Consider the following 19778-nt stretch of genomic DNA (forward strand, 5'->3'; position numbering starts at 1 on the left):
GCCTAGCCGACCTCGCAAGGCACGCTCAAAAAGCCGCGGAAACGCACCCGGCCGCCGCGCACCTGCTCGCCGGCGAGCGCGTAGTCCGGAAAGCGCGCGAGGAAGCGCGAGATCGCGATCGCGCCCTCGAGCCGCGCCAGCGCCATGCCGGCGCATTGATGCGCGCCGGTGCCGAACGCCAGATGCCGGTTCGGCGTGCGGCCGATATCGAAACGCTCGGGATCAGCAAACTGCGTGGGATCGCGATTGGCGGCGCCGATGCACAGCGTCACCGGCGTGCCCGGCGGCATCGCGATGCCGCCGAGTTCAAACGGCTCGACGGTCATGCGATTGCCGAGCTGGTTGGAGCTCTCGAACCGCAGCATTTCCTCGACCGCGGTCTTGATCAGCGCGGGATCATCGATCAACCGCCGTTTCTCGTTTGCGTTGTTCGACAGCGCCACCAGGCCGTTGCCGATCAGATTGGTGGTGGTCTCGTGGCCGGCATTGAGCAGGAAGATGCAGTTGTGCAGCAGTTCCTTCTCGGTCAGCCGCTCGCCATTGTCTTCGCCCTGAATCAGTCGCGTGAGCACGTCGCGGTCGGGATTACCGGGCTTGGCCCGCCGCCGCGCCACCAGCCCTTCGAGGTACGACAGGAAGTCCTCCACCGCCTTGTTGCCGCGGGCGAAGGCGTCCGGGCCGATCACCGGCTCCAGCGCGCCGAGGATGGCGAGCGACCAGTCCCGCAAGGGCTCGCGCTCGTCCGCGGGAACATCGAGCAGGTTGCCGATTACCTCGATCGGGATTGCGGCGGCGAAATCGTCGATCAGGTCCACCTTGCCCTTGACCTTGCTCTTGGCGGCGATGGCGTCGAGCAGGCGGTCGACCAGCCGGATCAGATCGGGTTCCATGCCGGCGATCGTGCGCGGCGAGAGCGCGCCCATAATCAGGCGGCGGACGCGGGTATGGGCGGGAGGATCGTTGAACACGAGGCTCGTGGTGTGATGCTCGAAGAGCAGGGAGGCGCCGTATTTCGGCGAGAACTCCTTCTTCTTGTCCGACGAGAAGGTTTTGGTGTTCTTGTAGGCGGCAACCAGGTCGTCGTAGCGGGTCAGGAAATACGAGCCGTTCGGCAGCCGCTTGACCGGATCGATCTCACGCAGCGCGCGATAGGTCGGGTAGGGGTTGGCATAGAACTCCGGCGTCAGCTGTTCGAGGTCGAACGTGGCCGCCAGTTCCCGCGCATCCAAATTCATGGGCCGCCATACTCTTTGGGAAGATTATGCAAGCGACATCAGAATTAGTCGCGTTTGCAACTATCTTAAATGCCTTGCCCAAGGCGTCAAGCCGGAGTGCAGCCTCCAGCTCCGCACCCTCAGCGGCGCGCGGGGGTTGCGGCCGACCGGGGATAAGCTGGCAAGGTGAGCGCTCGATTTCTGGAAAAGCCGTGCTCAAACAAGGCGATGAAGCTGTGCCTTTGACGTCACCCCGCGACAGAATCTACTTGGTGCGCTGCAATAGATCCTTGACTTCGTCAAGGTGAGTGATTACTCACGCCCTCATGTCTACCTTGCGCATGACCAGTGATTTACGGCGGCAATTGATCCTGAGCGCCGCAAAGCGATGCTTTGCCCGCAACGGCTTTGCCGGCACCACCACCAAGAGCGTGGCGGCGGCCGCGGCTATTTCGGAAGGGCTGTTGTTCAAGCACTTCCCCTCCAAGGCCGCGCTCTATGCCGAGATCCTCGCGGAGGAGTGCGAGGCCGATCCGGATTTCGCGCACCTGCTCGGCCAGGAGCCCTCAACTGCCACACTGGTGGAACTGGTCAAGGGCATGGTTGGTCATTTCATGGAAGTATCCGACGGGTCGGATCAGGAGGAAGCGCAGCGGCTTCGGCTGATGACGACGAGCCATCTCGACGACGGCGAGTTCGCCCGTCTGCTCTACGACAAGATCGGCGGCCTGATCGGGCCGGTGTTCACGGCGTCGATCGAAAGCGCGATCGCTTCCGGTGACGCGGCGCGAGTCGGCAGCGATCCGCTTAACCTGTTCTGGTTCGCCCACCACACCGTGCTGATGGCGGCGCTCTCGCGGCTTCCGGCCGTACCCTGTCTTTCCTACGGCAATGCCGCCGATCTGGAGCGGCAGCTCTCTCAATTCATCCTGCGCGGCATCGGACTTACCGAGGCCGCAATTGCTTCTCATCTGGGCGGCGAGCTGTCACCGAATTCGGGACAATCGGTAACTGCAGAAAGTGCATGACATGAATATCGTGACTGAACCCAAACTTTCGGGCAAACCGATTGCGGACAAGCCGCACAAGCGGCCAGTGCGACTGGTGCGCTGGTTCCTTATTGTTGGGCTGCTGCTTGCTGCCGTCGTAAGCGGCTTGGGATTCTTCAAGTTCGTCTTTCTGCCCAATCTGTTCAAAGAGATCTTCAGCAAGCCGCCGCCGCCGGCCAGCGTCAATATCGCCACGGCCAAGTCGGAAACCATTCCGAACCTCCTGACCGCGGTCGGCGATCTCGCCGCCGTGCATCAGGTCAACGTGACCTCTGATGTGAACGGCCGCATCACCGATATTCACTTCACCGCCGGCGCCAGCGTGAAGCAGGGCACACCGCTGATTCAGCTGTTCGACGCTCCGGAGCAAGGGGACCTTGCCAACTTCAAGGCCCAGCAGCGGGTGGCGCAGATATCGCTGGACCGCGCCAAGCAGCTGGCCGAGCGCCAGTTCGGACCGCAGGCGACGGTGGATAATGCGCAGGCTGCGTACGATCAGGCCAGCGCCGGCATCGCCAAGACGGAAGCCATCATCTCTCAGAAGCTGGTGCGGGCGCCGTTCGACGGCGAGCTCGGCGTTCGCAAGGTCGAGGTCGGACAATACCTGACCGCGGGCACGCAGATCGTCTCGTTGACCGATCTGTCGGTGCTGTATGCCAACTTCACCGTGACGGAAAAGGATTCCGCCCAGCTCAAGGTCGGCCAGGTCGTTCGTATCGGGGTCGACGCCTATCCGGGCCGCACCTTCGAGGGCAAGATCACCACCATCGAGCCGCAGATCGCGACCGAGACGCGCAACATCCGCGTGCAGGCGACGATGCAGAATCCGGACAAGATCCTCAAGCCCGGCATGTTCGCGACCACCACCGTTGTCCTGCCGGACAAGCCGCCGGTCATCACCGTGCCCGAAACCGCCGTCGACTACACGCTCTATGGCGACTCGGTCTACCTCCTCACTGAGAAGAAGGAAGAGGATGGCAAGACCAAGCTCACGGTGACGCGGACCTTCGTGCAGACCGGCAACCGTGTCGAGGGCCGCGCGGAAATCCTGAAAGGGTTGAAGGATGGCGACCGCGTCGTGGCCGTGGGCCAGCTCAAGCTGCAATCGGGGTCAGCGGTGACGATCTCGAACGACCCGGTGCCGCCGATTCCGGCGAAGCCGCCGCGCTATTGACATGTGACGCGGCCCCACAGGGACCGCGCTGACGAAAGACGGGCGGCGGTCTTCGAGACCGCGCCCGGAAAAATGCTGAACTCAGCGGGATAATTTTGCGATGGCCTTAACCGATATTTTCATCAAGCGCCCGGTCCTGTCGGTCGTCGTCAGCCTGTTGATCCTGCTGATCGGTCTGCGGGCCGCCAGCGTATTGCCGATCCGGCAATATCCGAAGCTGTCGAACACGGTGGTCAACGTCACCACCGTTTATCCGGGCGCATCGGCCAACCTGATTCAAGGCTTCATCACCACGCCCATCGAGCAGGCGGTCGCCTCCGCCGAAGGCGTCGACTACATCACTTCGTCCTCCGTGCAGGGCACCAGCACGATCCAGGTCTACGTCAAGCTGAACTTCGATCCGAACCAGGCGCTGACCGAAGTTCTCGCCAAGGTGAACTCGGTCAGGTACCTGATCCCCAAGGAATCCAACGACCCGATCGTGACCAAGACCACCGGCCAGACCACGGCCGTGATGTATCTCGGGTTTTCCAGCGACGAGCTCTCCGGATCTGCGATCTCGGATTATCTGACGCGCGTGGTGCAGCCGGTGCTGTCGACGGTCGACGGCGTGGCGTCGGCCGATATTCTCGGCGGGCAGACGTTCGCGATGCGGCTGTGGCTTGATCCGGTGCGGATGGCGGGCCGCGGCGTGTCGCCAAACGACGTCTCGGCGGCGATTGCCGCCAACAACTTCCAGGCCGCGGCCGGTCAGACCAAGGGCTACTTCATCGTCTCGAACATCCAGACCAACACGGACCTGCGAAACCTCGATGAATTCAAGAAGATGATCGTCAAGTCCAAGGAAGGCGGCTTCGTGCGGATCGAGGATGTCGCAACCGTCGAACTTGCCGCCCAAAGCTCGGATGCGAGCGTCGCCTTCAGCGGCGAGCGCGCGATCTTCATCGGCGTGCAGGCGACGCCGCAAGGCAACCCGCTGACGCTGGTCAAGGGCGTCCGCGCGCTGTTTCCGGAGCTCGAGCGCAACCTGCCGCCGTCGATGAAGATGAAGGTGGCTTATGATTCCACCAAATTCATTCAGTCGTCGATCGACGAGGTGAAGAACACGCTGATTGAGGCGGTGGGGATCGTGGTGGTCGTGATCTTCCTGTTCCTGGCCTCGTTCCGCTCGGTCATCATTCCGGTCGTCACGATTCCGCTGTCGCTGATCGGCGTCTGCAGTTTGATGCTGGCGCTGGGCTTCAGCTTCAACCTGCTGACGCTGCTGGCGATGGTGCTGGCGATCGGGCTCGTGGTCGACGACGCGATCGTGGTGGTTGAGAATATCCATCGACATCTGGAGGAAGGAAAAACGCCGGTGCAGGCGTCGCTGCAGGGCGCGCGCGAAATCGTCGGTCCCGTGATCTCGATGACGATCACGCTGGCGGCGGTCTACGCGCCGATCGGCTTCCTCGGCGGCCTGACCGGTTCGCTGTTCCGCGAATTTGCCTTTACGCTGGCAGGCTCGGTGATCGTATCCGGCGTGATCGCGCTGACGCTGTCACCGATGATGTGCTCGGTGCTGCTCAAGAGCGCGGATGAGGGGCGGTTCGCCAAACTCGTCAACCGGGTGTTCGGCGCGATGACGCGCTGGTATGGCCGTCAGCTCGACCGCTCGCTCGACTATCGTCCGGTGACCTTCCTGTTCGCGGTGACGATGCTCGGTATGGTCGGCTTCCTCTACATGAACACGGCCAAGGAACTGGCGCCCGAAGAAGACCAGGGCATCGTGTTCTCGGTGACCAAGGCGCCGAAATACGCCAACATCGACTATGTCGACTTCTATGGCGAAAAGCTCGACAAGGCGTTTGCCAAATTCCCGGAAACCGACCTGCGCTTCGTCCTGAACGGTATCAACGGCCCGCAGGGCGGTATTGCCGGCATGCTGCTCAAGCCATGGGACGAGCGTACGCGCTCCTCGATCAAGCTGAAGCCGCTGGTGCAGGCTGAGATCAGCAAGATCGAAGGCGTCCAGGCGTTTGCGTTCAATCTGCCGCCGCTGCCGGGCGGACCCGGCGGTCTGCCGGTGCAGATGGTGATCAATTCGACGTCCGGATTCCAGGCCGTCTACGATCAGATGGCCAAACTCAAAGACGCTGCGCGCAAGAGCGGCCTGTTTATCGTGTCCGACTCCGACCTCGACTTCAACCAGCCGGTGGTGCGCATCTCCGTAGACCGTTCCAAGGCCAGCGATCTCGGCATCAACATGGCGCAGGTCGGCGCCACGCTGCAGACGCTGCTGGGCGGCAATTACGTCAACCGCTTCAACCTCGAGGGACGGTCCTATCAAGTGATCCCGCAGGTGCCGCGCGGCATGCGGCTGTCGCCGGAATCGCTCGGCGGCTACTATGTCCCGACCAACACCGGGCAGCTGGTGCCGCTGTCGACCATCGTGTCGATCGAGACCGCTACCGATCCGAACTCGCTGACCCACTACAACCAGCTTAACTCCGCGACCTTCTCGGCGGTGCCGATGCCGGGCGTGACGGTAGGTCAGGCGGTGGACTTCCTGGAGGGCGAAGCGAAAAAGCTGCCCGCCGGCTTCGGTCATGACTACCTGGCCGACTCCCGGCAATATGTGCAGGAAGGCAACCAGCTTGCGATCACCTTCGGCTTCGCGCTGGTCATCATCTTCCTGGTGCTGGCGGCGCAGTTCGAAAGCTTGCGCGATCCGCTGGTCATCATGATCAGCGTTCCCATGGCGATCGTTGGCGCCTTGATCCCGCTGTTCTTCGGCGTGGCGACCATCAACATCTACACCCAGGTCGGGTTGCTGACGCTGGTCGGTCTCATCACCAAGCACGGCATCCTGATGGTTGAGTTCGCCAACGAGTTGCAGCTCAAGGAAGGTCTCGACAAGCGTTCGGCGATCGAAATGGCGGCCCGCATCCGGTTGCGTCCGATCCTGATGACGACGGCGGCGATGGTCACCGGCCTGATTCCGCTGCTGACGGCGAGCGGCGCAGGCGCGGCCAGCCGCTTCTCGATCGGTCTTGTGGTGGTCGCGGGCATGTCGATCGGCACGCTGTTCACGCTGTTCGTGCTGCCGGCGGTGTATGTCTGGATGGCCACCGACCACCAGGCGAAGGCGGGCTCGGAGCGGACCAAGGAGATCGACGATTTCGATCTCGGGAGGACGGGGCTCAAGCCGACCTGAGCCTTTCGCGCGCTGGACGAAGTTACGGGCGACGGCAGCGGACATCGCTGCCGTCGCTTTTTTGCGCCGGGCATCATGCGGCCTCGCGACGGCTCCGGCTCTCCATGCTAGAAGCAAGAAAAACAGGGAGCCAACATGACGAGCGACTTTCCCGTCGGCAACTACCGCTTCATCCCGGCCGTGTTTCAGTATTCCGGCGGGGTGGCCGCCAACCCCGGCTATGAGATCGAGCGGGTGCGGTTCGACAAATGGGTGCCGCTGGCCGAAGGCTTTGCGCAAATCGCAAACTACATTCAGGCGGCGGGCAGGCCGCTGACGTCGTTCTGCGCCTGCGAACTGCGCTCGCCGGCCGCCTTCACCGACGAAGGATTTCGAAATTTCAACCTGCACTACGTCAAGACGCTGGCGGAGTGGGGCGTCTATGACGGCAAAACCAATCCGGTGGCCCGCAGCAATGTCTGTCCGGAGATCGATCCGCCGGCCGAGCCTTCATTTTATGCGTTTTCATTCACGAGGCCGAGCCAGGGCACGACGCCGAGTTTTGTCATCGCAGGCAGCGGTGAATCGCAGGAGGGCAACGCCAGCTATGCGGAGCGCACGGTGCGCTATCGAGATGTCAGCCCCGAGGGCATTGCAGAGAAGGTCCGCTACGTCGCGGGTGTGATGGAGCGGCGCATGGGTGAATTCGGGTTCGGCTGGAAGGATGCGACGGCGGCGCAGACCTACACCATCCACGATTTCCACCACGTCTTTGCCGATGCGCTGGTTCGCCGCGGCGCCGCGCGGGCCGGATTGACCTGGCACTTTGCCCGGCCGCCGGTGATCGATCTGGAATATGAGATGGATTGCCGGCGGGTAATGCGGGAATTGGTGATTTAGAATTCTGCGCGTGCGCTCCCTCGCCCCGCGCTTGCGGGGAGAGGGGCTCTCTCCGCGAATGCTGCGGATAGTTGATGGACCGGTACCCCCTCACCCGGATCGCGAAGGGCGATCCGACCTCTCCCCGCAAGTGGGGCGAGGTTAAGGAAGCACCATCACCTCTCCCTCGGATCCAGCGCATCGCGCAGGCCGTCGCCGACCAGGTTGAACGACAGCACCACCAAGAAAATCGCCAGCCCCGGCCAGACCGCCATCCAGGGCGCGTTGGTCAGGAAGCGTTGCGCGGCGTTGAGCATGCTGCCCCAGGATGGCGCCGGCGGCTGCTGGCCGAGGCCGAGGAAGGATAGCGCGGCTTCGGCAATGATGGCGGCTGCGATCGACAGCGTTGCCTGCACCAGTAGCGCCGGCATGATGTTGGGCAGGATGTGAAACAGCGCGATGCGCCAGCGCGGATTGCCCATGGCGCGCGCGGCCTCGACATAATCCTCGACCTTGACGCTCATCACCTGGCCTCGCGTGAGCCGTACGAAGATCGGCGTCGCCGATATGCCGATCGCAATCATGGCGTTGCCCAGGCTTGGCCCCAGGAACGCGGCCAGCGCGATGGCCAGGATCAGGAACGGGCAGGCCAGCATCGCGTCCGTCATGCGGCTGATCAGGGCGTCGATAAAACCGCCGCGATAACCCGACAGGAGGCCGAGCGGAACGCCGATGGAAAGTGCGATCCCGACCGAGATCGCGCCGGCCAGCAGCGAAGCCCGCGCGCCGTAGATCACGCGGGCAAGAATGTCGCGGCCGAGCTCGTCGGTGCCGAACCAGTGCAGCACGGAAGGCGGCTTGCGCACCAGCGACCAGCTCGTCGCGATCGGCTCATAGGGCGAGATCAACGGCGCAAACGCCGCGAGCAGGATGAAAGTTGCGATCACGACCAGGCCCGCGACCGCGCCCTTGCGCTTGAACAGCCGGCGCAGCGCGCGCCGCGCCGGGCTCTCCAGTTCGTCGGAAGCGGTCAGCTTGATCGTGCCGAGGGCCGCGTCGGTCATGGCCTAGGCCCTCAGCCGCGGATTGACGAGGACATAGGCGATGTCGGCGATTAGATTGAGCGTGATGTAGATCGTCGCTGTCGTCAGCACGACGCCTTGCACGACCGCATAATCGCGGTTGAAAACCGCATCGACGATCAGCTTGCCAAAGCCCGGAATCGAGAAAATCTGTTCGGTCAGCACCGCGCCCGACAGCAGCGTGCCCAGTTCGAGCGCGCCCAGGGTAATGATCGGCGTCAGCGCGTTGCGCATGGCGTGCTTGAGAATGACGGAACGTTCGGAGAGGCCCTTGGCGCGGGCGGTGCGGACGTAGTCGCTTTCAAGCACCTGCAGCATGGCGCTGCGGGTATGCCGCATCAGGATCGCTGCGATCGCATTGCCCAGCACGAAGGCCGGCATGATGGTGGAGGCGATGCTGGCGCGCCAGTTCTCGGTCAGCGGCACATAGCCCGATGCCGGCAGCCAGCCGAGTTTGATCGAGAACAGGAAGATCAGCATGATCCCGAGCCAGAAGTTAGGCGTCGAGATGCCCCACAGCGCAAAGAAATTCGCGCCATAATCCCAGGCCGTGCCCTTCTTGACTGCTGATATGATGCCCGCGGGGATGCCGATCAGGAAGGCGATGATGATCGCCATCGACGCCAGTTGCATCGTCACCGGCAGTTTCTGCCCGATCAACTCGCGCACCGGCACCTTGTTGCGCAAGGACTCGCCGAAATCGCCCGAAAGTACGCCCTTGACCCAGTAGACATATTGCACGGGCACAGGCTGATCGAGCCGGTACTGCTGGCGGATCTGCGCGATCACGTCAGGGTCGCGTTCCTCGCCCGCCATGACCAGCGCCGGATCACCGGGCAGCAATTGCTGCAGTGAAAAAATCAGGATCGAGACAAAGAATAGCGTCGGGATCAACTGGACCACACGCCGTGCGAGGAAGTTCAGCATGGCGCGACTCCGGGTGCCGCAGCGCTCACTTCAGCTTCAGCCCGACCACGCGCACCAGCCCGTCCGGCATCTGCTTGTAACCTTCGAGCTTCGTCGTATGCGCGATCAGGATACGGCGGTGATAGATGTAGAGCAGCGGTTTCTCTTCGAGCACGGCCTTCGTCAGCTTTTCATAGATCGCCTTGCGCTGCGCCGGATCGGTCACAAGACGGCCGTCATCGAGCGCCTTGTCGGCCTCCGGATTGGACCAGGCACTGTAATTTTGCGGCGCCTCGGTCTTCTGGAAGATGTAGGAATTGCCGTCCGGATCGATCCGGCCGCTCCAGGCCAGCAGATAGGCCTGGTACTCTCCAGCTTCAGCCTGCTTCAACGATGTCGCGAACTCGGTGACCCTGAGCTTCATGTCGAAACCGGCCTCCGCCGCCATCGCCTGGATCACCTGGGATGCCGCTTCGGTTTCCGCGCCTTTCGACACCATGAAGTCGACGCTGACCGGCGGCGTGACGCCCGCTTCCTTCAACAGCGCCTTGGCTTTGGCGACGTCACGCTTCGGTACCGGAAAAGCCTTTTGGTAATAGGGATGATCGGGATTGACCCACTGGTTTCCGGGTTTGAATTCGCCGTTGGACACCACCTGGCTGATCGCGTCGCGGTCGAGCGAGAGGTCGAGCGCCTGCCGCACCTTGGCAGACTGGCTGAGCGGCCCCTTCGCCTTGTCCTTGCCGATGTTCAACGTCACGCCCTGATAGCCCAACTCGATCGCGCTGGATAATTTCAGCTTCGAATCCGACTGCACCTCCTTGAGGTCGGTCGCGAGCAGGCGCTCGATCAGGTCGAGGCCGCCGGATTTCAGGTTGGCAAGGCGTACCGTTGCATCCACCAGCGGCAGATAGACGATGCGGTCGATGTGGATATTGTCCTTGTTCCAGTAATCGGCGAATTTCTCGAACACCATGCGGTCCTGCTGCACGCGCTCGACGAATTTGTAGGGACCGGCGCAGACCGGGCGCAGCCCGAACTTGTCGCCGGCCTCCTTCGCGGCCTTGGGCGACACCATCATCCCCGCGCGATCGGTGAGCTGCGCGACCAGCGGCGAGTAGGGCGCCTTCAATGTCAGCTTGATGGTGAGGGGATCGACGACATCGATATGGTCGACGGCGGCGAGCTCCGGCTTTCGGAACGAGCCGGGAAATGTCAGATGCCGCTCCAGCGAAAATTTCGCAGCTTCCGCATTGAAGGCCTCGCCGTCGTGAAACTTGACGCCCGGCCTGAGCTTGATGGTGACTTCCTTGCCGTCGGCCGAGGTTTCGTGACTCAGCGCGAGCTGCGGCACGATGTTGAGCTTTTCGTCGATGTCGAACAGCTTGTCGCAGAAGGCTGCGAACACGATGCGGCCCACATAAGTGCGCGCCATGGTTGGATCGAGGATATCGGGATCCTCGGCCAGTCCGATCCGGAGTGTGGTCTGGGCCTGAACGGTTGCGCTGAGCGGCAGCAGCAGCAGCGCCGCTGCGGTGACTGCCAAACGAAAGATTTTCATTGCTGCCATCCTCTATCCACCGGCCGCTGGCCGTGTCCCTGATACATTAACCCCACCGCGGGCTGCACCTTCCGTGCCACTGCTGAAAGCCGCGACCAATTTTTCCAGTACCGGCGAAAAGCCGCCATCGGCGGGAACGATATTTTCGGGCGCCGGCAATTCCGCCGTGCGGTGACAGGCGGTGGCATGGCCCGTGCCGTCGGCGAGCAGCGGCGGAATCTCGGTGCGGCAACGTTCGATGACGTAGGGGCAGCGGGTATGGAAGCGGCAGCCGGCCGGCGGGTTGAGCGCACTCGGCATCTCGCCCTCCAGCACGATGCGGCTGCGCTTGGCCTGCGGCTTGGGGACGGGAATCGCCGACAGCAGCGCGCGGCTATAGGGATGCCGGGGTGCGGCAAACAGCGCGTCGGCGGCCGCGGTCTCGACGATGCCACCGAGATTCATCACGGCGACGCGGTCGGCGATGTGTTTTACGACAGCGAGATCATGCGAGACGAAGATGTAGGCGAGGCCGAGCCGGTCCTGCAGGTCGCGCAGCAAATTGAGGATTTGGGACCGGATCGAGACGTCGAGGGCCGACACCGGCTCGTCGCAGATGACCAGTTTCGGCTCCACCGCGAGCGCCCGCGCAATCGCGATGCGCTGGCGCTGGCCGCCGGAAAATTCATGCGGATAGCGGCGGGCGAAGCGTGGCTCGAGCCCGACCAGCCGCAGCAGTTCTTCAACCCGCTCGCGCCGGCGCGCTGCCGGCACTAGATCGTGCAGCGCCAGTGGTTCGGTGAGGATCTGGCTGACGGTCATCCGCGGGTTCAGGGACGCATAGGGGTCCTGGAAAATGATCTGCGCGTCGCGGCGGAAAGCGCGCAACGCATTGGCGTCGAGCGCGCCGAGGTCGCGGCCTTCGAAGCGCACCGTTCCGGCATCCGGCTCGATCAACCGCAGCACCAGCCGGCTCACGGTGGACTTGCCGCAGCCGGATTCGCCGACCAGCGCGAGCGTCTTGCCGGCCTCGACGGTGAAGCTGACGCCATCGACCGCTTTGACATACGCGGTCGGCCGGCCAAACACCGAACGCGCTGCGGCGAAATGCTTCACCAGACCGTCGACTTCGAGAAGGGCCGTCATGACACCAGCCGCTCCAGCGGCGCGCGGATGCAGCGCGATGTGTGGCCGGGACTGACTATCGCAAGCGGCGGTGGCGCGACGATGCACGTCTCAATCACAAACGGACAACGCGCGGCAAAGCGGCAGCCGGGCGGCGGGTTCGCCATGTTGGGCACCATGCCCTCGATGGTCGCCAGATGCGCGGTGCGGCGGTCGAGCCGCGGGATCGAGCCGAGCAGGCCGACGGTGTAGGGATGCTGCGGATTGGAGAAGAGCTCGTCGACCGGTGCGCGCTCCACGATCTCGCCGGCATACATCACCGCGACCTCGTCGCAGACTTCGGCGACCACGCCGAGATCGTGGGTAATCAGGATGATCGCGGCCCCGCTTGCAGCCTTCAATTCGCGCATCAGGTCGAGGATCTGCGCCTGCAGGGTGACGTCGAGCGCGGTGGTCGGCTCGTCCGCGATCAACAGGCGGGGGTCGCAGGCCAGCGCCATCGCGATCATCACGCGCTGGCGCATGCCGCCGGAAAGCTTGTGCGGATACTCGTCGATCCGCTTGTCGGGCGAGGAAATGTGGACGCGGCGCAGCAGCTCGATGGCGCGCTCGCGTGCCTGCCGCCGTGAACCGCCGCGGTGGCGCAAAATCGTCTCTACGATCTGATCGCCGATGGTAAAGCTCGGGTTCAGCGAAGTCATCGGCTCCTGGAAAATCATCGCCAGCCGGTTACCGCGCAGGTCGCGCAGGGTTTCGTCGGGCACGTCCAGCAGGTCGAAGCCGTCGAAGCGGATCGAGCCGGAGACCTCGGCGGAATGCTTTGACAACAAGCCCATGATGGCGAGCGAGGTCACGCTCTTGCCGCAACCGGACTCGCCGACCAGGCCAAGCGTCGCGCCGTTGGCGACGCTGAGATCGACGCTGTCGACCGCATGCGTCGTTCGGCCGTCATCGCCATGGAACACGACGCGCAGGCCCTCGATTTCGATCAGCGGGCTAGCCGTCATGTCTTGCGCGCCGTGGCCGCCTCAATGGTGGCGTCGATGACGGCACGGTCGGTGATCCCGGCTGGATTGCTGCGCGTCGGCATGAATTGGCGGAAATGCACCCAGCGCTCGCGGCTGACCTGCTCCAGCCGCTCGAGTTCGGCAAGCGGATCGGTATGGTCGTCGACGCGCAGGTCGAGATCGGACCACTCTTCCTCGCCCTGGATCACCAGCGCCGCCGATTGCTTGCCGCGCTTGTCGCCGCCTGCGGCTTCGCCGGCCTTCATCGCCACGATCAGCCGCTGCGCAAAGGGCAGGGCGGCGCTGTCGGAAAAGGCTCGCGCCGTATCTGACAGTACCGCCTCGCCGGCCAGCATGTTGCCGGCGAGCGAGAAGCCGTCGCCCTGGATGTTTCCGCACCAGTCGATGCACTCGCGCCCCGTATGCGCGGCGATGCGCCCCTTGATGTCCATGACATGCAATTGCCGGCTCTCGCGGCCGGCGTCCGTGGCGATCATCGTATCGATCACCTCACGCGGCGATTTGCCTTCGCGAAGCAGCTTTACGCCGTCGATGCCGTAATAGGGGTTGACCAGCGCCTGGGTCGCGACGCCGCCAAGGCCGGGGGCTATATGCGGCACGCGCGCGCCGACCGCGAAAAATCTGGTCGCGACGGCGATGCCGATTTGGCCGGTTAACGAATCGCGGGCGATGATCGACCAGGTCATCTTGTCTCTTCTCTGACTATCGTCCGGCCGCGTAGCCCTGCATGCCCCGCGGATTGGCGGCGGCGCGGCGGCGGCGGCCAACTTTGGAGGCTGCCGTCAGGCGGCCTTCCGACCAGTCGGGGCCGATCTCGACGACGTGGCCGCGGCCCTTGAGGGTCTCGACAGTCGCCTTCGGCACGCGGTTCTCGACAACCAGCACACCCGGGCGTGCGGTGCGCGGCCAGAATGAGATCGGGAAGTGTTCGGAATGCCACGCCGGTGCGTCGATCGCTTCCTGCAGGTTCAGTTTGGCATGGACATGGCGCAGGAAGAATTGCGTGGTCCATTGATCCTGCTGGTCCCCGCCCGGTGATCCCCAGGCCATGTACGGTTCGCCGTCGCGATAGCACATGGTGGGCGAGAGCGTGGTGCGCGGGCGTTTTCCCGGCGCGAGCGCCGCCGGATGATCTTCCTCCAGCCAGAACATCTGCGCGCGGCTGCCGAGGCAGAAGCCGAGTTCCGGAATGACCGGCGAGGATTGCAGCCAGCCGCCCGACGGCGTCGCCGAGATCATGTTGCCGGCCTGATCGATAATGTCGAAATGCACGGTGTCGCCGCGCACTTCGCCGAAGCGGCCGACCGTCGGCTCGCCCGCGCCCATGGCGCCGACCGCCTCGCGATGACCTTCTGCACGGCGCAGCTTTACCACTGAGCCGAAGCCCTCCACCGAACCGGGGAGGAAATCGAGCGAGGCCTTGTCCTTCGAAATCAACTTGCGGCGTTCGTCATTGTAGGCGTCCGACAGCAATGTCTCGATCGGGATGTCGGTGAATTTCGGATCGCCATAAAACTTCTCGCGATCGGCGAAGGCGAGTTTTGCGCATTCGATCTGCAGGTGGATGAATTCAGGGCCGGCGGGATCGAGCCCGTCGAGCTCAAAGCCCTTCAATAGCGCGAGCTGCTGCAGCATCACCGGACCCTGGCTCCAGACGCCGGGCTTGCAAACGGTGTAGCGGCCGTAGTCGTAGGTCAGCGGGGCCTCGACAGTCGGTTGCCAGCGCGCCATGTCATCGGCCGAAAGCACGCCGCGGTGCGGCGAACCGCTGACGTCCATCACTTCCTGTGTGCGGCAGAACTTGTCGATCGCTTCCGCCACGAAGCCGTGCGACCAGGATTTTCGCGCGTGCTCGATTTGCGCGACGCGGTCGGAGCCGGCGCTTTCGGCTTCCTTCAGGATGCGCGCGTAGGTTTCCGAGAGCTGCTTGTTGGTGAACAGCGTGCCCGGCCTCGGCACTTCGTTGTTCGGCAGATAGACGGCGGCCGATGTCTTCCAGTGATTGCGGAACAGTTTTTCGACGACCTGGATCGTCGCGGCCGCGCGCTCGACCAGCGGATAGCCGTCGCGGGCATAGGCAATCGCGGGCTCCAGCACATCGCGCAGCCGCATCGTGCCGTAATCACGCAGCAGCAGCATCCAGGATTCGAACGTGCCGGGGACGCAGGCGGCGAGGAGGCCGGTGCCGGGCACCATTTCCAGGCCTTCGCTCTTGTAGTGCGCGATGGTCGCCTTCGCAGGCGCGGGGCCCTGGCCGCAGATCACCTCGGTGCGGCCGCGTTTGGTGTCATGCACGATGATCGGCACATCGCCGCCGGGTCCATTCAGATGCGGCTCCACCACCTGCAGCGTGAAGGCGGTGGCTACGCCAGCATCGAAGGCGTTGCCGCCTTTTTCCAGGATGCCCATGCCGACGGCGGTGGCGATCCAGTGCGTCGAGGTGACGACGCCGAAGGTGCCTTCGATTTCCGGCCGGGTGGTGAACGGATCGGGGTTGATGTTGCTCATGGGAATCCAATGCCGTGCTGGGATCGCGATGCGGGCGCACTTGACCACAGGTGCGGCTGGATGCCAACCGCTGGGATGCCACGCATTGCACCCATCTTTGTGATCATACCAAGGCTGCGGTCTCAACCGGATGGTTGACCGCATGGCAGGCGACGCCGTCGATCAGGGCGGGGGCTTCCTTCCGGCAGAGATCGAACGCCAGCGGGCAGCGCGGGTTGAAGGCGCAGCCGGGCGGCGGATCGATCGGGTTGGGGATTTCGCCCTTGACCGGGATCCGCTGGCGGCCGGACATCGCCAGATCCGGAACCGCGCCCAGCAGCATCTTGGTGTAGGGCATGCGGGGATTGGCGAACAGCTCGCGCCCTTCCGCAATCTCGACGATGCGGCCGAGATACATCACCCCGATGCGGGTCGCCATATGGCGGACTACGGCGAGGTTATGGCTGATGAAGAGATAGGTCAGGCCGAACTTGTCCTGCAGGTCGCGCATCAAATTGAGGATCTGCGCCTGCACGGAAACGTCCAGCGCCGAGGTCGGCTCGTCGCAGACGATGAATTCGGCTTCAGATGCCAGCGCGCGGGCGATCGCGATGCGCTGGCGCTGGCCGCCGGAAAACTCGTGCGGGTATTTCAGGCCGTCGTCGGGATGCAGGCCGACGACGCTCAACAGTTCACCGACGCGCGCGCGGATGTCGCGCTCGCCCTGGATCAGGTCGAAGGCGCGGATCGGTTCGGAGACGATGGCATCGACCCGAAAACGCGGATTGAGGCTCGCATAGGGATCCTGAAAGATCATCTGGATGCGGCGGCGGAGCCGCTGCCGCGCCTGGGCCTGCCGCGCATTCGTCATCGAGATGCCGTCGATGATCACTTCACCCGAACTTGGCGGCAGCAGTCCCACCACCATCCGCGCCACGGTGGTCTTGCCCGAACCGGACTCGCCGACGAGGGCGAAGGTTTCGCCCTTTTTGATATCGAAGGTCACGCCGTCGACGGCTTTGAGGAATTCGAGATGGCCGCCTTCCAGCACGCGGTTGAGCCACGGCTTTGAGACGTCGAACACGCGGCGTAGATTTCTCACATCGATAAAGGAGGCCGTCATGCCGCGGTCTCCTTCGCGGTCTGATTTGGCGCGGTATCGAAGAGATGGCAGGCCACCGCGTGCGAGCCGTGCTTGAGCGGTTCCGGCCGATCGATGCGGCAGCGGTCGAACGCAAAGGCGCAGCGCGGATTGAACGAGCAGCCCGGCGGGATCGCCGACAGCCGCGGCATCGAGCCGGGAATCTGCACCAGCCGCTTGTCTTCGCCGCCGAGCGTCGGGATCGCGCCCATCAATCCCTTGGCATAGGGATGCAGCGGGTTCTGCACCACGTCCTGCACCGGGCCGATCTCGGCAATTCGTCCCGAATACATCACCGCGACGCGGTCGGAGGTCTCGGCGATCACGCCCATGTCGTGGGTGACCAGCATCACCGCGGTGCCGTGATCGCGCCCGAGGCGCTTGATCAGCGAAATGATCTGCGCCTGCACCGAGACGTCGAGTGCGGTGGTCGGCTCGTCGGCGATGATCAGTTCCGGTTCGGCACAGATCGCCAGCGCGATCACGACGCGCTGACGCATGCCGCCGGAGAATTCGTGCGGATAGGCGTCGATGCGTTTTTCCGGCGCGGGGATTCCGACCTCGGCCAGCAGGTCGATGGCGCGCTTGCGCGCCGCGGTCTCCGACAGATTCATGTGGGTCCGGATCGTCTCCACGATCTGGTCGCCGATCCGGTAGAGCGGATTAAGGCTGGTCAGCGGATCCTGAAAAATCATGCCGATCCGTTTGCCCCTGATACGACGGATTTCTTCCGGCGGCAGATGGTCGATCCGCGTCCCCGACAAATAGATCTCCCCGCCCGCGATGCGGCCGGGCGGATCGATCAGCCCGATCACGGCTAGTCCCGTGACGGATTTGCCGGCGCCGGACTCACCAACCACGCCGAGCACTTCGCCCTTGGCGATGTCGAAGGAAACGCCGTTGATCGCGTGCAGCGTGCTGCGGCGGGTGAGGAATTCCACCTCGAGGTTACGCACGGAAAGGACAGGTACGGTCATCGGAGCTTCGGATTGAGCGCGTCGCGCAGCCAGTCGCCGAGCAGGTTGATGGAGAGGATCAGCCCCGCCAGCCCGATGCCGGGGAAGGCGACGATCCACCATTCGCCGGCGAACAGATAATTGTTGCCGATCCGGATCAGGGTGCCGAGCGAGGGCATGGTGTCGGGCATGCCGGCGCCGAGGAACGACAGCGTCGCCTCGGTGATGATGGCGAGCGCGAGGTTGATGGTCGCGATCACCAGGATCGGGCCCGTCGTATTCGGCAGCACATGCCGGAAGATGATCTTGGACGCGGGCAGGCCGATCAACTGCGCGGCCGCGACATAGTCCTTGTTCTTCTCGACCATGACCGAGCCGCGCACGGTGCGGGCATATTGCACCCAGAAGCTCAGCCCGATCGCGACCACCAGCACCGCCAGCGTACTCATGGCGTCCAGCCGGTTGCCGAATACGGACTTGGCGACGCCGTTGACCAGTAGCGCGATCAGGATCGCGGGGAAGGTGAGCTGCACGTCGGCGATGCGCATGATCAATCCGTCGACCGCACCGCCGACATAGCCCGCGATCAGCCCGAGCGTGATGCCGAGCGCGCCGGCAAAGATGACGCCGAGCACGCCGACGACGAGCGAAATCCGCAAACCGTAGAGAATGGCGGAAAACACGTCGCGGCCCTGTTCATCGGTGCCGAGCAGGAACGGGCTCTGGCCGTCGGCGGTCCACAGCGGTGAGATCCGCGAATTCATCAATTGCAGCTGCGCCGGATCGAACGGGTTCTGCACCGCGAGCTGGGAAGCAAAGATCGCCAGCAGGAAGAACAGCAGCGTCACCGCGGCCGCCACCATGGTCATTCGGGAGCGGCGGAACGAATAGAAAATATCGCTGTCGAGCGCGCGCTTCAGCCAGCCCGTACCGGCGCGCGTTCGCGGCGCGCTCGGCTCTACTCGGTGGGGGACGACGGCGTCGGACATTGGGCGTCTCGCTTTAGGCCGGACGGCTGATGGTCGAGCGCAGGCGCGGATCGACGATGGTGTAGAGGATATCGACCACCAGATTGATGGTGACGAAAATCAGCGACACCATCAGCAGGTAGGCCGCCATGATCGGGATATCGACATTTTGCACCGCCTGCACGAACAACAACCCCATCCCCGGCCACTGGAAGACGGTTTCGGTGATGATGGCAAATGCAATTACCGAGCCAAACTGCAGGCCCGCGACGGTGATGACGGGCACCAGCGTGTTCTTCAGCGCATGACCGAAATGGACCGCGCGCGTGGTCAGGCCGCGGGCGCGGGCGAAGCGGATGTAATCGGTGCGGAGCACCTCGAGCATTTCGGCGCGCACCAGCCGCATGATCAGGGTCATCTGGAACAGCCCCAGCGTGATCGAGGGCATGATCAGCGCCTTGAGGCCGGAAAGCGTCAGCAGGCCGGTGGTCCACCAGCCGATCCGCACCACGTCACCGCGCCCGAACGAGGGCAGCCAGCCCAGCGTCACCGAGAACAAATAGATCAGCAGAATGCCGATCAGGAACGTCGGCAGCGAAATTCCGATCAGCGATACCGCCTGGAAGAATTTGGTGAGAAGGGTGTCACGTCGCAACGCCGAATAGACCCCCATCAGGATGCCGAACACCATGGCGAACACGGTGGCGCAGGCGGCGAGCTCCAGCGTCGCCGGCATCCGCTCCATCAACAGGTTCGAAACCGGCTGGCGGAATTGATAGGAGACGCCGAACTTGAATTGCGCGGCATTAACGAAGTAGCGGGCGAACTGCACCGGCACGGGATCGTCTAGGCCGAGCGACTTGCGCACCGCCTCGCGCTCGGCGGCCGGCGTATCCAGGGAGACGATCTGGTTCACGGGGTCGCCGGCGAAGCGGAACATCGAGAACGCGATGACGCCGACCGCGATCATGACGCCGACGGCCTGGATAGCGCGGCGAAGAGTGAAAGCGAGCATGTATTCCTTTCACTGCAAACTGGATACGGCGGCGGACGT

At 63.7% G+C, this 19778-nt stretch carries 16 protein-coding genes; 4 read left to right on the top strand and 12 right to left on the bottom strand.

Translation table 11 applies throughout. The annotated features are described in order from the left end of the window. Window positions 1–2: 2 nt before the first annotated feature. Window positions 3–1235 (bottom strand): cytochrome P450, encoded by a 1233-nt coding sequence (locus ACPPVP_RS13845; RefSeq protein WP_426535067.1) that lies wholly within the window; start codon window positions 1233–1235, stop codon window positions 3–5. 305 nt (window positions 1236–1540) lie between these two features. On the opposite strand from ACPPVP_RS13845, the gene ACPPVP_RS13850 reads away from it, so the two are divergent. From ACPPVP_RS13850 to cnbZ, 4 genes are all read left to right on the top strand, one after another. After that, on the top strand, window positions 1541–2242 hold the full coding sequence (locus ACPPVP_RS13850) for a TetR/AcrR family transcriptional regulator (RefSeq protein WP_426535069.1): 702 nt from the start codon (window positions 1541–1543) through the stop codon (window positions 2240–2242). 1 nt (window position 2243) lies between these two features. Next, a complete protein-coding gene (locus ACPPVP_RS13855) occupies window positions 2244–3437 on the top strand; it encodes an efflux RND transporter periplasmic adaptor subunit (RefSeq protein WP_426535071.1) in 1194 nt (397 codons plus the stop codon). A gap of 100 nt (window positions 3438–3537) precedes the next feature. Then, window positions 3538–6633, top strand: coding sequence for a multidrug efflux RND transporter permease subunit (locus tag ACPPVP_RS13860; RefSeq protein ID WP_426535073.1), 3096 nt, complete (start codon window positions 3538–3540; stop codon window positions 6631–6633). Window positions 6634–6768: 135 nt separating this feature from the next. Then, window positions 6769–7512, top strand: coding sequence for a 2-amino-5-chloromuconate deaminase CnbZ (cnbZ, locus tag ACPPVP_RS13865; RefSeq protein WP_426535075.1), 744 nt, complete (start codon window positions 6769–6771; stop codon window positions 7510–7512). Window positions 7513–7667: 155 nt separating this feature from the next. Here the strand turns inward: cnbZ and ACPPVP_RS13870 are convergent, their stop codons facing one another. From ACPPVP_RS13870 to ACPPVP_RS13920, 11 genes are all read right to left on the bottom strand, one after another. Continuing rightward, window positions 7668–8555, bottom strand: a complete 888-nt coding sequence (locus ACPPVP_RS13870; protein WP_426535077.1) for an ABC transporter permease — start codon at window positions 8553–8555, stop codon at window positions 7668–7670. Window positions 8556–8558: 3 nt separating this feature from the next. Further along, window positions 8559–9500, bottom strand: coding sequence for an ABC transporter permease (locus tag ACPPVP_RS13875; RefSeq protein ID WP_426535079.1), 942 nt, complete (start codon window positions 9498–9500; stop codon window positions 8559–8561). Between the two features lie 25 nt (window positions 9501–9525). After that, entirely contained in the window at window positions 9526–11040 is a 1515-nt protein-coding gene (locus ACPPVP_RS13880; protein WP_426535081.1) for an ABC transporter substrate-binding protein, read from the bottom strand. Between the two features lie 12 nt (window positions 11041–11052). Continuing rightward, window positions 11053–12165, bottom strand: coding sequence for an ABC transporter ATP-binding protein (locus ACPPVP_RS13885; RefSeq protein ID WP_426535083.1), 1113 nt, complete (start codon window positions 12163–12165; stop codon window positions 11053–11055). Then, on the bottom strand, window positions 12162–13151 hold the full coding sequence (locus tag ACPPVP_RS13890) for an ABC transporter ATP-binding protein (protein ID WP_426535085.1): 990 nt from the start codon (window positions 13149–13151) through the stop codon (window positions 12162–12164). Before ACPPVP_RS13890 ends, ACPPVP_RS13885 begins: the two co-directional genes overlap by 4 nt. After that, complete coding sequence (locus tag ACPPVP_RS13895; RefSeq protein ID WP_426535087.1) at window positions 13148–13858, bottom strand: DUF1028 domain-containing protein; 711 nt, start codon at window positions 13856–13858, stop codon at window positions 13148–13150. The genes ACPPVP_RS13890 and ACPPVP_RS13895 overlap by 4 nt, the downstream gene beginning before the upstream one ends. 16 nt (window positions 13859–13874) lie before the next feature. Further along, window positions 13875–15680, bottom strand: coding sequence for a gamma-glutamyltransferase family protein (locus ACPPVP_RS13900; RefSeq protein WP_426535089.1), 1806 nt, complete (start codon window positions 15678–15680; stop codon window positions 13875–13877). A gap of 103 nt (window positions 15681–15783) precedes the next feature. Continuing rightward, window positions 15784–16782 (bottom strand): ABC transporter ATP-binding protein, encoded by a 999-nt coding sequence (locus ACPPVP_RS13905; protein ID WP_426535091.1) that lies wholly within the window; start codon window positions 16780–16782, stop codon window positions 15784–15786. Then, a complete protein-coding gene (locus ACPPVP_RS13910) occupies window positions 16779–17777 on the bottom strand; it encodes an ABC transporter ATP-binding protein (protein WP_426535093.1) in 999 nt (332 codons plus the stop codon). The genes ACPPVP_RS13905 and ACPPVP_RS13910 overlap by 4 nt, the downstream gene beginning before the upstream one ends. Continuing rightward, complete coding sequence (locus ACPPVP_RS13915) at window positions 17774–18745, bottom strand: ABC transporter permease (RefSeq protein ID WP_426535095.1); 972 nt, start codon at window positions 18743–18745, stop codon at window positions 17774–17776. The genes ACPPVP_RS13910 and ACPPVP_RS13915 overlap by 4 nt, the downstream gene beginning before the upstream one ends. A gap of 13 nt (window positions 18746–18758) precedes the next feature. Then, window positions 18759–19739: an ABC transporter permease gene (locus ACPPVP_RS13920; protein ID WP_426535097.1), complete on the bottom strand. Its 981-nt coding sequence runs from the start codon at window positions 19737–19739 to the stop codon at window positions 18759–18761. Window positions 19740–19778: the final 39 nt, after the last annotated feature.

Origin of the sequence: Bradyrhizobium sp. McL0615, from assembly GCF_049993905.1 — a bacterium.
In the GTDB taxonomy this organism is placed as follows: domain Bacteria; phylum Pseudomonadota; class Alphaproteobacteria; order Rhizobiales; family Xanthobacteraceae; genus Bradyrhizobium.

Bases quoted from the DNA above. Each gene is read 5' to 3' on its own strand.
- ACPPVP_RS13850 (WP_426535069.1), top strand. From the start codon at position 1,541: ATGTCTACCTTGCGCATGACCAGTGATTTACGGCGGCAATTGATCCTG.
- ACPPVP_RS13920 (WP_426535097.1), bottom strand. From the start codon at position 19,739: ATGCTCGCTTTCACTCTTCGCCGCGCTATCCAGGCCGTCGGCGTCATG.
- ACPPVP_RS13845 (WP_426535067.1), bottom strand. From the start codon at position 1,235: ATGAATTTGGATGCGCGGGAACTGGCGGCCACGTTCGACCTCGAACAG.
- ACPPVP_RS13880 (WP_426535081.1), bottom strand. From the start codon at position 11,040: ATGAAAATCTTTCGTTTGGCAGTCACCGCAGCGGCGCTGCTGCTGCTG.
- ACPPVP_RS13875 (WP_426535079.1), bottom strand. From the start codon at position 9,500: ATGCTGAACTTCCTCGCACGGCGTGTGGTCCAGTTGATCCCGACGCTA.
- ACPPVP_RS13870 (WP_426535077.1), bottom strand. From the start codon at position 8,555: ATGACCGACGCGGCCCTCGGCACGATCAAGCTGACCGCTTCCGACGAA.
- ACPPVP_RS13900 (WP_426535089.1), bottom strand. From the start codon at position 15,680: ATGAGCAACATCAACCCCGATCCGTTCACCACCCGGCCGGAAATCGAA.
- ACPPVP_RS13860 (WP_426535073.1), top strand. From the start codon at position 3,538: ATGGCCTTAACCGATATTTTCATCAAGCGCCCGGTCCTGTCGGTCGTC.
- ACPPVP_RS13855 (WP_426535071.1), top strand. From the start codon at position 2,244: ATGAATATCGTGACTGAACCCAAACTTTCGGGCAAACCGATTGCGGAC.
- cnbZ (WP_426535075.1), top strand. From the start codon at position 6,769: ATGACGAGCGACTTTCCCGTCGGCAACTACCGCTTCATCCCGGCCGTG.
- ACPPVP_RS13885 (WP_426535083.1), bottom strand. From the start codon at position 12,165: ATGACGGCCCTTCTCGAAGTCGACGGTCTGGTGAAGCATTTCGCCGCA.
- ACPPVP_RS13910 (WP_426535093.1), bottom strand. From the start codon at position 17,777: ATGACCGTACCTGTCCTTTCCGTGCGTAACCTCGAGGTGGAATTCCTC.
- ACPPVP_RS13890 (WP_426535085.1), bottom strand. From the start codon at position 13,151: ATGACGGCTAGCCCGCTGATCGAAATCGAGGGCCTGCGCGTCGTGTTC.
- ACPPVP_RS13895 (WP_426535087.1), bottom strand. From the start codon at position 13,858: ATGACCTGGTCGATCATCGCCCGCGATTCGTTAACCGGCCAAATCGGC.
- ACPPVP_RS13915 (WP_426535095.1), bottom strand. From the start codon at position 18,745: ATGTCCGACGCCGTCGTCCCCCACCGAGTAGAGCCGAGCGCGCCGCGA.
- ACPPVP_RS13905 (WP_426535091.1), bottom strand. From the start codon at position 16,782: ATGACGGCCTCCTTTATCGATGTGAGAAATCTACGCCGCGTGTTCGAC.